Here is an 11,898-nt window from a genome sequence, read left to right on the forward strand (position 1 = left end):
TGCACCATGCAGCTGAAAGAAGTTGCCATTCATCAATTTGAGCAAGCCCAACAGATGCTCGAGATTCAACGTAACGCTTATGCGGTCGAAGCGGAACTGCTCGGGTTTGACGAAATCCCAGCGCGCTATGAGACGATTGATGTCATTCAAAACTTACCAGGCACGAGTTATGGCTTATATATCGAGGAGCGGTTGATTGGGTTTGTCACGGTGGAAGCATCTGAGAAAACTGTTGAAATCACGAAACTATGTATCGACCCGACATACTTTCGGGCGAGACTGGCGACGACGTTACTCGAACACATATTGAGCATTCACAAAGGAAAGTTGATTTACGTGCATACTGGCAAGCATAACGGACCGGCGAAGCGTCTGTATACGAAACTTGGATTTGAACCGAGTGCCGAATTCGAACCAGAACATGGCGTCACATTGATCCGGTATACGCATACGTCTTAAATTCAAACCTCATCTCACTATCATAAGTATACTAAGATAATGAGATGAGATATTATTTTTCCTGATAATATATGTTATGTAAACTAATAAAAAATAGAGCAATTTTTTCTCTATTTTAAAGCTCCCTATTCCTTAAAAATCTTGTACCAATACAAGGTCAACTCGATTTGTGGATTCGCGTATTGTTTGATCGTGTCGACGCCTCCGAGTTGAAATCCCTCTTTTCTATAAAAGCGACATGCAATCAAGTTATCGTTCTGCGCTTCAAGCGATAAGCCGATCAGCTGTTTTTCTTTTGCCCACTGTTCGGCTGTTTCAAGCAACAGTTTTCCGATTCCACGCTTACGATGTGTTTGACGGACCGCGATATTTTCAATGTATGCAAATCGATTCCAATCCTTCACGAGTCGGATTTGTCCGACACATTCATCTGCATCCATCGCTAAAAACAGGATGCGACTGTCATGTTCGATATATTGTTTCCAGTCTAATCGATCGTCCGGAAATGTTATCTCTCTGACTTCTTCATCTAATTCTTCGACATATGTCCATTTTCCATCCATATAACTTGGCATGATTCGTCCGATGATCGGAAAAGGATCATTTGCATCGTTTACAATATGAATATGCGCCTCATCTAAGGCAATGATTTGAATCAAACTCATACGCTCCGCCTCCTCAATATCGATTCTGTCTCACTTAATTTTTACTTCTGTATCATTCGTGTGAATTTAGCATTCATAGGAATGATAACGCTTTATGAATAAACGTTTCAAATTTTAATTTCACCTGTTTAATACATGCTTCACAGTTGCTAGACCGCTGAAGTCATGCTATTTTTAGACAGATGAACCATCTAAGGAGGAATTCTTGTGAAACGAACGACTAAAGGTTTGGCAGCAACTTTATTTTTAGCAATCCCACTTGCTGCTTGTGGTGATGATAGCACGGATCAAGCAGATACGACACGCTGGGAAGAGATTCAAGAAGAAGGCACATTGACGGTCGGTACGGCCGGTACCCTCTACCCCGCTTCTTTCCGTGAAGAAGAGAGTGACACGTTGACAGGATTTGATGTCGAACTCATGAAAGAAGTCGCCAAGCGTCTTGACCTCGAGATCGAATTCAAAGAAACGGCATTTGACAACATGTTGACGAGTGTACAGAACGGTCAAATCGACGTGGCAGCGAATGATATCTCGGTAACACAAGACCGTAAAGAGAAGTTTGCCTTCTCAAAACCGTATAAATACACGTACGGGACGGCCATCGTTCGCAAGAGCGACCTCTCTGGAATCGAATCACTCGAGGACTTGAAAGGTAAGAAAGCCGCTGGTGAGGCGACGACTGTCTTCATGGACGTGGCTCGAGAATATGGTGCAGAAGAAGTCATCTATGACAACGCGACGAACGATCAGTACTTGCGCGACGTTTCAACAGGACGGACCGATGTCATCTTGAATGACTATTACCTTCAGACGTTGGCCCTTGCCTTCTTCCCTGAGTTTGATATCACGATTCACCCGGATATCGCCTATAACCCACAAGAAGTCGCTTTCTTGATGGACAAAGAAAATGACGAGCTCCAGAAGAATATCGACCGTGTACTAGATGAGATGCTTGAAGATGGTACGGTCAAGAAACTATCTGAGCAATTCTACAATGGCGCGGATGTTTCGGTAGAACCAGACGTAGACGCAACAATCGTCGAAACGAAGTAATGACGGCATGACGTTCTCAGATATTAAATGGGACGCCATCTTTGACGTAGACCTGGCGATTCAATCATTTCCTTATCTATTGGGTGGATTACCGAGTACGCTTTGGATTTCGTTCGTCAGTATGTTTTTTGGTCTCTTGCTCGGTCTTTTGTTGGCGCTCGGGAAGTTGTCTCCGACACGACTCCTTCGATACCCGTCAACTTTCTATATCTCGTTCATGCGTGGCGTACCCATCTTGATCATTCTGTTCATCCTCTATTCGGGATTCCCGTTCATCGGGATCGAGTTCGCCGCTTTGACGGCAGCCATTCTCGGATTCAGTTTGAATTCCGCCGCCTATATCGCTGAGATCATCCGCTCCTCGATTCGTGCGGTCGATGACGGACAGGTGGAGGCGGCTCGTTCACTCGGGATGGGGAAATGGCTAACATTGAAGGGGGTCGTCTTACCACAGGCGACACGGATCGCCCTTCCGCCGCTCTCGAACGTTTTTCTCGATTTGATTAAAGCCAGTTCGCTCGCCGCGATGATCACGGTACCTGAGATCTTCAACAAGGCCAAGATCGTCGGTGGTCGGGAGTTCGACTACATGACAGTGTATATCGTCGTGGCGTTGATCTACTGGGCAATCTGTACGTTCATGTCCTTCTTCCAAGAATGGCTCGAACGTCATTTTGAACGATATTTAGATACTCCGAAACGTTGACTGACTGGCTTATGCCGGTCGGTCTTTTTTAGTGAATTTGATTTTTGATACATCTCCTGAACCGATTATGCTATGATTTTCTTAATTATCAGAAAAATATAGGGGGATTTTGAATGAACCATCCATGGGTTTCACATTTGAATGATCAAGTCATTGGTCAATCGAAAGCCATCAAGCTCGCTTCGATTGCGCTACTCTCGGGAGGTCACGTTTTACTCGAGGACCGTCCCGGCACAGGCAAAACTACACTCGCCCGTAGTTTAGCAAGCTCCATCTCGGCGACATTCCAGCGTGTACAATGTACTCCGGATACATTGCCGAGTGACATATTAGGAATGGAGTTGTTCAATCCGACGACCGGGGCGTTCGAACGCCGGACGGGTCCGATTTTCACGTCGATTCTACTTGTCGATGAGATCAACCGGACGACACCACGTACACAATCAGCGTTGCTCGAGGCGATGCAGGAACGTCAAGTGACACTCGGGGAAGTGTCGCTCAAGTTACCGGAACCATTCTTTATGATTGCTACACAAAACCCGTTCGACGGGCAAGGGACGTTCCCGCTCCCGCAGGCTCAATTGGACCGTTTCTTATTCAAATTGACACTTGCTCCCCTCTCACGAGATTCCGAACGACGACTGATTCGCGATGAGCATCTCGCTTCAGAATCCTTCTCTCTGCAACAGGACGAATTGTTAAAGATGCAGCAAGAGGTACGAGATGTCCGATTCCACGAGGCGATGGAAGATTACTTGCTGGATTTGATGGAATCGCTCCGTCACCATCGCGACATCGAGGTCGGACCAAGTCCACGAGCGACGCTCGCATATACGATGGCGGCTCGGGCTCATGCCTATATGGAAGGACGGGACTATGTCTCACCGGAGGATATTCGGGCACTCGCACTTCCGATTTTAGGGCATCGAATCGTCTTGACGGTCGAAGCGTCGCTGAAGACGAAGCCGTCAAAGTTGATCAAATCTGTACTCGAGACCATCCCGGTCCCTTCAGAGGTGTAAGATGCAGTTAGTCAGCCCACGCTATCTCGAGTCCGGCTATATGTGGCTCCTGTTCGTCGTCGGGGTCTTCACGGCACTTTATGGAAACGTCTTGATTGCGAGTCTATTGATCGGTTTTAGTCTCTATGCACTGGTCATGCCATCTTTCATGTTTCGATTGGCAGAACAAATCCATGTCGACCTCACAGGAGAGATGAAACTCTTTCCGAACGACGAGGCCGTCTATGTTTTAAAGCTCGTGTCGACGGCAAAAGTGCCGCTTGGCGTTGTCCGCCTATCCGGCTATTTGCATCCGACCGTGGAATCAGAGGGACATGCGTTTTGGCGTCAGGAGAACTTTGTCGAGACGAATGCGACCGTGGACTTCACAATCCCACTCTATGCGAAGAAACGTGGTCCAATCCGCCTTGAAGCCATCGGGATGGAAATCCGGGATCCGTTGCGCATGTTCTCGCTCTATAAAGAGGACTCACTCCCGCGCATCGGCTACGTCTTCCCTGAGTTTTCGCCCTATCCGATCCCGAAACGTCCCCCTACTCTCCCGGGTGAGGAGATGGTCCGTCATAGTGCCTATCGTGACCCGGAGACGTTCCAGTCGGTCACCCCATATCACGGGCAACCGATGCGACAGCTATATTGGTCTGCCTATGCGAAGACGGGCGAACTGCTGGCCCGTACCGAGCAACCGGTACAAGCGAATGAATATGTCATCGTGCTCGACTTGTTGACGAAGGATGGGCGTGCCCTCACCTATCAGATGGAGCGCCTCATCTCGCAAGCGGCCGCATTATGTCGCGATTTCGAGAAAGAAAATGCGAGTTACGGTCTGATTGTCCCGACGCTCACGAAGGATGGAATCACGTATGACCTTCAACCGGGAAGTGGCGAGGTACATTTCCGGAAGATCATGACGACATTCGCTTGTCTGTCCGAGAGTGATTTTCCACTCGCTCGCTCCTTGTTTGAGCGAAAGGTCGCCAAATATAGTGGGAATCAATCGATTCTCCGCTTGGGAGGTGACGGTCAATGAGATGGTTGTGGTGGGTATTCGCATCCTTTTACATCGGACATGTGTTTCCGTTGCTCTTCTTATTGACACTTCGTCTCCCTCGGAACACACAACTGATTGTACAGACGATCATGAGCGTCGGTGCCCTCTATTTCTCTTATGAAATGAGCATCTTGTTGTTGATTTTCACATACGTTCATGCGTTCATTCGGACGTTGGATTGGACGGACCGTTATGCGATGGCGAGCGTTTTGTTTTTGGTGGCAGACTGGTTATTCCCACCGGCATCGCAACCGCTCGCGATGGTCCTCTTCCCGTTCATCTTTTTGATTTGGCAACGAAACCTGTATTACCGTCGCGACTACAAGCGGATGGTGACGATGTTGACCGTCGGCCTAGGCATCGGACTGACTGTCTCCCTCGTCATTCGTACAATCAAAGAGCTGTTGTTTGGCAATGTCGTCGCCTGGATTACTCCGTTCTTTCTGTGGATTGGGAGCTGGTTTGATGGCATCGTGCTCGACCCGAACGATCGCGTGAACCGGTTCCTCGTTCCGGACAACCCGAACCTCGATGCGGAGACGGTGGCACAGGAGACGTTACTCGAGTCGGCATCGAACAACTCGTTGTTCTACATCGGAGTGTTCGCGATGATCTTGCTGCTTGGGGTAGGATTATTCTTCTACTTGCAGAAACGAAAAGACATCCAGGAAGACGGGATGATTCCGAGAAGTATTCACCATCCGACACTTTCAGATAAGCGGATTGTCCGCTCGCCTCGCCAGATCCGCCTCCTTGATACGGGACGGAAGTTGGAACAGCAGCACCCGCGTCTTCGAGAGGAGACGGTAGCTGATTGGCTTCAGCGAATCGAGTTCACGGACCACAGGCTCTATGCAGATTGGTTAGAGGCCGCAGAGTATGGAGACAAGGAAGCGCCACAAGCAATCAGCGATTCCTTCGAACGACTCGTCGAGCAAGTGAAAAAACGCTAAAAAACATCCGGCAGAGGAGATTCTTCTGACCGGATGTTTTTCATTATAAAATCGGACTGAGGAGGCGGGACACACTCTCCTTGAAGCGGATCCAACGTGTCCTCGATTCATATCGCTCAAGGGTTAGCCGCTCGGCACGTGCCTCGTCTCGCTCGAACGCATCGATGACGGACGTTGCGACGTCTTGGTCGAAGACGAGCGCCGAGATTTCAAAGTTGAGGCGGAAGCTTCGGGCGTCGATATTTGTCGTCCCGATTGATGCGACTTCTCCGTCGATGACGAGTGTCTTCGCATGAAGGAAACCTTCCTCATACGTGAACACTTCCGCCCCGTAGCGTACGAGCTCTGCCGCGTTCGCATAGGTCGCCCAGTAGACAAACATATGGTCGGGCTTGTTCGGGATCATCAGTTTGATCTTGGTACCGGCCATGAGGGCGATGCGACAGGCATCGAGAAAACTCGCATCCGGGATGAAATACGGTGTCTGGATGTAAATACATTCTTTTGACTGCGTGATCATTTTGACGAGCATATTCTTTAAATGTTCCGTCGACGAGTTTGGACCCGATGTCACGATTTGAACGGGTGCAGCGTGATGTGAGATTCCCTCGGTTGGCCAGACAAAGTCATCTTTCCGCGCTTTCGTTTTTGTCGGGACCGAGCGATTCCAATCCAAGATGAAACGTTCCAATAATTCCTTGACGGCGTCGCCGGAGATTCGTAAGTGAACGTCACGCCAATAGCCGAAGTGCTCATCTTTTCCAAGATATTCATCCCCGACGTTAAAACCGCCGATATAGCCAAGATCACCGTCAATGATGCAGAGCTTTCGGTGATTTCGATTGTTGACGCGGAAGTTGATGCCGAGTTTAGAGGGAAAGAACGATTTGACTTCCCCGCCGTGGGCGAGCAGGTCCTTGAAGTGTTTGTGCCTGAGCCCCCTCGATCCTACCGCGTCATAGAGAAATCGGACACGTAACCCTTGTTTTGCCTTTTCCGTTAATAGGCGAATTAACGATTGACCCAGGGCATCATTTTGGATGATGTAATATTGAATGTTCACTTCTTTCGTCGCGCGCTCGATGTCTTGAAACAGCTGGTCGAACTTCTCTTTTCCATCGTGAAGGACACGAATGTCGTTGTGGAAAGACATCATCGCATTCGTCGACACGAGGTTCAGTCTTGCGAGTCGTCGGTGTTTCAATAGAAGTGGATGATTGAACGGTGCCGTGGATTGGTCTAATTGGTCGAGCTGCTCCGCCACATGATGATACGCCTCACGTTTCTCTTCCTCGACTTCATAAAAGTTCTGTGATTTGATCAATCGACCAAAGAAGATGTAGACGAAGAAGCCGATGAGCGGTAAGAAGAAGAGGACAAGTAGCCACGCCCATGTCGTTCCGATGTCTCGCCTCTCGAAAAAGATGATGGTGATGGCGAACGTGAGATTAAGCAGTAAGATAAGCCATGTCAATATGACGATAATGAGTCCGATAGTCACTTCCATCGTATCCCTCCCTTTCCTTACAATTCTTACCCGAAATCAGACAATCTTAGCAAATGTTTTTCATGATTTGGGTATACATTAATGAAGAAGTGAAGAAACGGGGGAAGCTTATGGAAGACATGATGATTGGCTTCAGCTTACTTGTCCTCATCGGTGCACTTTCGCAGTTACTCGCTTGGCGTTTTGACTTTCCAGCCATCTTGATCATGACGGTTGCCGGGATTCTCGTCGGACCGATTTTCGGTTGGCTGGAGCCGGATCGGATACTCGGTGAGCTGTATAGCCCACTCATCTCCATCGCGGTGGCGCTCATCCTATTCGAAGGAAGCCTCAGTCTCGAATTCAGAGAGATTGATGATTTACGAAAATCAATCTTTCGACTCGTCACGGTCGGGGTATTCGTGTCCTTTATCTTGACCTCGATTTTGCTCATCATGATTGGCGATTTTCATTGGTTGCCAGCATTTACGCTCGGTGCCATCTTCGTTGTGACCGGGCCGACCGTCATCATCCCGTTACTAAGGCAAGCCAACTTGTCCGCACGTCCGGCTAAAGTCTTAAAATGGGAAGGAATCATCGTCGATCCGCTTGGCGCCTTGATGGGATTATTCGTCGTCCGCGTGGGCTTCATTTTCTATCAGAACGACGGACTCGCGAGTCACTTGCCATTTTTTTGGTCCTGTATCGTCGCCGTCGCCTTTGGGATTGCCGTCGGACATCTATTGATTCGTTTGTTCGGTAATGAGAAAGTCCCTGAATATTTACGGACGACGTTGACGTTCTCGGGAGTCCTTCTTGTCTACTCCATCAGTGAATGGGTCATGCATGAAGTCGGACTGTTGGCCGTGACGGCAATGGGATTGACGATGGCCAACTCAAAACATGGACATATGCATATCCTGAAACAGCTTCGTGAATTTAAAGAAAATATCTCTATCTTACTCGTTTCCACCGTGTTTATCATTTTGACCGCGAGCTTGACGCGCGATAGTTTGCTCGCCATCTTCGACTGGCCACTCCTCCTGTCGATTCTCGGGATCTTATTTTTAGTCCGTCCGATCTCGGTACAGACGTCGCTCCTCCGTTCCCCGTTATCGATGCAAGAGCGGGCGCTCATCAGCTGGATTGCCCCTCGAGGCATCGTCGCGATGACGGTGACCGGTTTCTTTGCACAAGAGATTGCCGAACTCGGGATTGAAGATGAGGAGCGGATGTTGCCGATCACACTCGGTTTAGTCGTAACGTCTGTCGCCTTGCATGGCCTGACGATTAAACCACTTGCCAAGCGACTCGGACTGACGAAAGTGAAGAATCCATGGGAAAAGGCGTAAACAAAAAAGACACCGCCCGATGGCAGTGTCTTTAATCAGCTTGAATTAGTTCAAGACTTTGATTGTGATTGATTGGCGACCGAAAGCAAGTGCTTGCTCTTGTGTCGGCATCAAGATATCGATTTTGTTTCCTTTGATGGCACCACCAGTGTCTCCTGCGATGGCTTCTCCGTATCCTTCAACCCATACTTTAGAGCCGAGCGGAATGACAGAAGGGTCAACCGCGATGACTTTTTGGTTCGGGTTCGAACGAACGTCGATTCCTGTCGCTGTGATACCAGAACATCCTGCACAATATGGTGTATAAGCTGTTGCTTCCACTGTCATTGTCTGACCTGAAGCCGGAGCTTGGGTTTGCGTTGTAGACGATGCAGTTTTCGTAACTGGTGCTGATGTCGATGTCTTCGGTGTTGTTGTCTTCGCATCATTCGCTACAGATGCAGCGGCTGCACCTTTCACGGCGAACTCTTGTCCAGGGAAAATAAGATCTGAATCAAGACCGTTCCAAGTCATCAATTGATTGACAGAGACCCCGTGGTTCAATGCGATACGATAAAGTGTATCACCTGATTTAACTGTATACGTTTTAGATGCAGTAGAAGCTTGTGATTTCGCTTCTGCCTTTCCAAGTTTCAAGACTTGGTTCGGATAAATCATATTTGAGTTTAAGCCGTTCGCTTGTTTGATGTCATTTACAGAGACGTTGTTGTTCACTGCGATACGATAGAGTGTATCTCCAGACTGAACTGTGTGTGTTGATGCTGCCGAAGCTGGAGCAGCGACTCCTAAACTAAGGCCAGCGAGTGCCGTTAGTGTCAATAGTGGTTTTTTCATAAGAATATTCCTCCCTTTTCTAACGCCCCCTTACTGTAACACCTGTATATTTCACAGCGATTACAGGACGATATGAGAGTGTTATCAGTTCATTTACAGAACAATTCATGGGGATGAGAGGATTCAGAAAATTGTTTTAATCCATAAGAACGGCTTTCTAGAGCCATTCTAAGATATAATAAGGAGAGAAATAAGGAGGTTTTGGTCTTTGGAACTATTACTGCTATATTACATTGTGACTAATTTACTATCGTTTGTGTCATATTTTGTCGATAAACGACGGTCTCGCGTCGGAGCTTGGCGTATTTCGGAGCGGACGTTGTTGACGATGGCATGGATTGGTGGGGCGTTCGGTGCTTATGTGGCGATGCGTGTCTTTCGACATAAGACATTGAAGCCGAAATTTCGGATTGGGGTACCTGTCGCGATTCTCGTGCATGCTGCGTTTACCGGTTGGCTGATTTTTTAAACTCTTATTATAGAAGAAACTCGATTGTATCTTTTAATGAACGATGATTAAAAATGTCAGATTCGTCCCAGTTCATGCTCATTTCAAAGTGTTTCTCCGTGAACAATCGAAATGAAATGTCGGGAAATTTCCAAAACGAGGAGGATGGCGCTTTTGAAGAGTATCGAGATGATTCGTCACGGAGCATTGACATTAAAGGTGACTGATCATTTTACTATTCTTTTTTGCGAGTCTGGGACGTCCGTGATTCGAGTGAATGGAGTAAGCCTCACCCTTCATTCGAGAGAAGCCGTTCTCTTGGCACGAGGACAAAGTCTCATGGTTGAGAAAATCGAGGAAGCGTTACCGATGAGGTTACTCGAGTTTGATCCGACTGCTTTGTTCCATCCCGAGTTGGCGAAACGATATGTAACACCGTATCTAACTTCCGAAAAATCCATACATATGTTAAAGCAGGGACGCGTGAATCAATCGATCATTCAGACGATTGAACGCGCTGTGCAACATCTATCTGCGGACGGTCCACTCGCATTGATGGATGCGACACTGCAGTGTACGGTCATCTGGCGCTACTGGATTCAGCAAGAGGGTGAAGTGATGAAGAATGAGAACAAACGGGAGAGCCTTCGTCTGATGCTCGCTTATATCGAGTCTCATCTAGAAGATAAGCCCACGTTAGCTCGAATCGCGACTGCGGGTAATGTAAGTCGCAGTGAATGTTGTCGGTTGTTTACTACGTTCGGGAACACCTCCCCACTTGCGTATGTCCAAGTTAAAAGAATGGACCGGGCCGCAACTCTATTAATGGATTCGATTGAATCGGTTGCTGACATCGCCAATCGCCTGAGCTACTCAAGCGTCAGTCACTTCGTACAGACATTCAAAGCACATCATTCAATCACCCCGCTCGCCTATCGAAAACAATACCAAAGGAAAAGAGCCGAGTAATCTCGGCTCTTTTCTTTATCTTGCGGTCCACCCACCATCTGCCTTCAAAACATCACCATTCACGAAGCTCGAATCATCCGATGCTAAAAAGAGGGCGACGTTCGCGATTTGCTCTGGTTCTCCCATCGGGGCTTCCCCCGCCCCTTGAATGGCGCGCATCCCAAGTTCGCTCGGTGCTGTGATGGTTGACCCAATATTCGTATTGATGCCACCCGGTGCGATGGCGTTGGCCCGAATCTTACCGAGCGTGCCATGTGTCGCCGCGATGTTCTTCGTCAATCCGATTAACGCATGTTTTGAGGCCACATACGCTGTACCACCTCGTGTACCGAATAATCCTCCGACCGATGCATTGTTGATGATGACGCCACCCCGGTTCTGCTTCTCCATCACTTGGATGGCGGCACGTGAAAGTTTCATCGGTCCGGTCAAATTGACGCCAAGGACACGGTCCCATAATTCATCCGTCACTTCTCCCACCGTCATGAAGTTGTCCATGATTCCCGCGTTATTGACGAGAATGTCGACCGAGCCGAACGTGTCTTTCGCCGCATCGACGAGTTTGTCAATATCCGTTTGATTCGTCACGTTACCAGCAATGCCAAGAACTTCCCCACCCGCTGCTTTGATTTCATCAACTACCGCCTGCACAGCATCTTCATTCAAGTCGAAGGCGACGACTCGTGCGCCTTCTTCCGCAAACAGTTTGGCGATGGCTCGCCCCATGCCTGAACCTGCGCCAGTGACAATTGCCGTTTTTCCTGAAAGCTTCATTCCTCATTCCTCCTTTGGAAGGTCAGAACGTATACGATGTGTGATGACAGTAATCTGCCTGTCACTATGTTATACCCACATTTGGTTGCGAGCCTCCTGAGAAACATGGCGATTTTTCTTCAA

13 protein-coding genes are annotated in these 11,898 nt (G+C 48.3%); 9 read left to right on the forward strand and 4 right to left on the reverse strand.

All coding sequences use genetic code 11. The features are described 5' to 3' along the window. The first annotated feature begins 6 nt into the window (after window positions 1-6). On the forward strand, window positions 7-459 hold the full coding sequence (locus KNO72_RS00370) for a GNAT family N-acetyltransferase (protein ID WP_012726325.1): 453 nt from the start codon (window positions 7-9) through the stop codon (window positions 457-459). A gap of 125 nt (window positions 460-584) precedes the next feature. Here KNO72_RS00370 and KNO72_RS00375 read toward each other — a convergent pair whose 3' ends face one another. Beyond that, the gene (locus KNO72_RS00375) at window positions 585-1,124 is read right to left on the reverse strand and encodes a GNAT family N-acetyltransferase (protein ID WP_214684262.1); all 540 of its coding nucleotides are present in this window, start codon (window positions 1,122-1,124) and stop codon (window positions 585-587) included. Between the two features lie 207 nt (window positions 1,125-1,331). Between KNO72_RS00375 and KNO72_RS00380 the strand changes: the two genes are divergently transcribed. The 5 genes from KNO72_RS00380 (at window position 1,332) to KNO72_RS00400 (ending at window position 5,912) form a co-directional block, all read left to right on the forward strand. Next, a complete protein-coding gene (locus KNO72_RS00380) occupies window positions 1,332-2,180 on the forward strand; it encodes a transporter substrate-binding domain-containing protein (RefSeq protein ID WP_214756998.1) in 849 nt (282 codons plus the stop codon). Between the two features lie 7 nt (window positions 2,181-2,187). Further along, window positions 2,188-2,886, forward strand: a complete 699-nt coding sequence (locus KNO72_RS00385) for an amino acid ABC transporter permease (protein WP_214757000.1) — start codon at window positions 2,188-2,190, stop codon at window positions 2,884-2,886. 113 nt (window positions 2,887-2,999) lie between these two features. Beyond that, window positions 3,000-3,908: an AAA family ATPase gene (locus KNO72_RS00390; RefSeq protein WP_214757001.1), complete on the forward strand. Its 909-nt coding sequence runs from the start codon at window positions 3,000-3,002 to the stop codon at window positions 3,906-3,908. A 1-nt stretch (window position 3,909) separates the two neighbouring features. Further along, entirely contained in the window at window positions 3,910-4,938 is a 1,029-nt protein-coding gene (locus tag KNO72_RS00395) for a DUF58 domain-containing protein (protein ID WP_214757002.1), read from the forward strand. Then, entirely contained in the window at window positions 4,935-5,912 is a 978-nt protein-coding gene (locus tag KNO72_RS00400) for a hypothetical protein (RefSeq protein ID WP_214757003.1), read from the forward strand. Before KNO72_RS00395 ends, KNO72_RS00400 begins: the two co-directional genes overlap by 4 nt. Before the next feature lie 43 nt (window positions 5,913-5,955). Here the strand turns inward: KNO72_RS00400 and cls are convergent, their stop codons facing one another. Further along, window positions 5,956-7,419, reverse strand: coding sequence for a cardiolipin synthase (gene cls, locus KNO72_RS00405; protein ID WP_214757004.1), 1,464 nt, complete (start codon window positions 7,417-7,419; stop codon window positions 5,956-5,958). 62 nt (window positions 7,420-7,481) lie between these two features. Here cls and KNO72_RS00410 point away from each other — a divergent pair, with 62 nt between their 5' ends. Next, a complete protein-coding gene (locus KNO72_RS00410; protein WP_251028248.1) occupies window positions 7,482-8,750 on the forward strand; it encodes a cation:proton antiporter in 1,269 nt (422 codons plus the stop codon). A gap of 45 nt (window positions 8,751-8,795) precedes the next feature. Here KNO72_RS00410 and KNO72_RS00415 read toward each other — a convergent pair whose 3' ends face one another. Next, entirely contained in the window at window positions 8,796-9,584 is a 789-nt protein-coding gene (locus tag KNO72_RS00415) for a LysM peptidoglycan-binding and 3D domain-containing protein (RefSeq protein ID WP_012726316.1), read from the reverse strand. A gap of 208 nt (window positions 9,585-9,792) precedes the next feature. On the opposite strand from KNO72_RS00415, the gene KNO72_RS00420 reads away from it, so the two are divergent. Both KNO72_RS00420 and KNO72_RS00425 read left to right on the forward strand, forming a co-directional pair. Beyond that, window positions 9,793-10,053 (forward strand): DUF1294 domain-containing protein, encoded by a 261-nt coding sequence (locus KNO72_RS00420; RefSeq protein WP_214684266.1) that lies wholly within the window; start codon window positions 9,793-9,795, stop codon window positions 10,051-10,053. A 153-nt stretch (window positions 10,054-10,206) separates the two neighbouring features. After that, the gene (locus KNO72_RS00425) at window positions 10,207-11,001 is read left to right on the forward strand and encodes a helix-turn-helix transcriptional regulator (protein ID WP_214757005.1); all 795 of its coding nucleotides are present in this window, start codon (window positions 10,207-10,209) and stop codon (window positions 10,999-11,001) included. A gap of 15 nt (window positions 11,002-11,016) precedes the next feature. On the opposite strand, the gene KNO72_RS00430 is transcribed toward KNO72_RS00425, so the two are convergent. Then, on the reverse strand, window positions 11,017-11,775 hold the full coding sequence (locus KNO72_RS00430) for a glucose 1-dehydrogenase (protein WP_214757006.1): 759 nt from the start codon (window positions 11,773-11,775) through the stop codon (window positions 11,017-11,019). Window positions 11,776-11,898: the final 123 nt, after the last annotated feature.

This window comes from Exiguobacterium sp. s123, from assembly GCF_018617075.1.
GTDB lineage: Bacteria > Bacillota > Bacilli > Exiguobacteriales > Exiguobacteriaceae > Exiguobacterium > Exiguobacterium profundum.

Excerpts from the sequence above, each read along its gene's own strand:
- KNO72_RS00410 (WP_251028248.1), top strand. The coding sequence starts at position 7,482 with ATGATTTGGGTATACATTAATGAAGAAGTGAAGAAACGGGGGAAGCTT.
- KNO72_RS00390 (WP_214757001.1), top strand. The coding sequence starts at position 3,000 with ATGAACCATCCATGGGTTTCACATTTGAATGATCAAGTCATTGGTCAA.
- KNO72_RS00430 (WP_214757006.1), bottom strand. The coding sequence starts at position 11,775 with ATGAAGCTTTCAGGAAAAACGGCAATTGTCACTGGCGCAGGTTCAGGC.
- KNO72_RS00400 (WP_214757003.1), top strand. The coding sequence starts at position 4,935 with ATGAGATGGTTGTGGTGGGTATTCGCATCCTTTTACATCGGACATGTG.
- KNO72_RS00385 (WP_214757000.1), top strand. The coding sequence starts at position 2,188 with ATGACGTTCTCAGATATTAAATGGGACGCCATCTTTGACGTAGACCTG.
- KNO72_RS00375 (WP_214684262.1), bottom strand. The coding sequence starts at position 1,124 with ATGAGTTTGATTCAAATCATTGCCTTAGATGAGGCGCATATTCATATT.
- KNO72_RS00370 (WP_012726325.1), top strand. The coding sequence starts at position 7 with ATGCAGCTGAAAGAAGTTGCCATTCATCAATTTGAGCAAGCCCAACAG.
- KNO72_RS00415 (WP_012726316.1), bottom strand. The coding sequence starts at position 9,584 with ATGAAAAAACCACTATTGACACTAACGGCACTCGCTGGCCTTAGTTTA.
- cls (WP_214757004.1), bottom strand. The coding sequence starts at position 7,419 with ATGGAAGTGACTATCGGACTCATTATCGTCATATTGACATGGCTTATC.
- KNO72_RS00395 (WP_214757002.1), top strand. The coding sequence starts at position 3,910 with ATGCAGTTAGTCAGCCCACGCTATCTCGAGTCCGGCTATATGTGGCTC.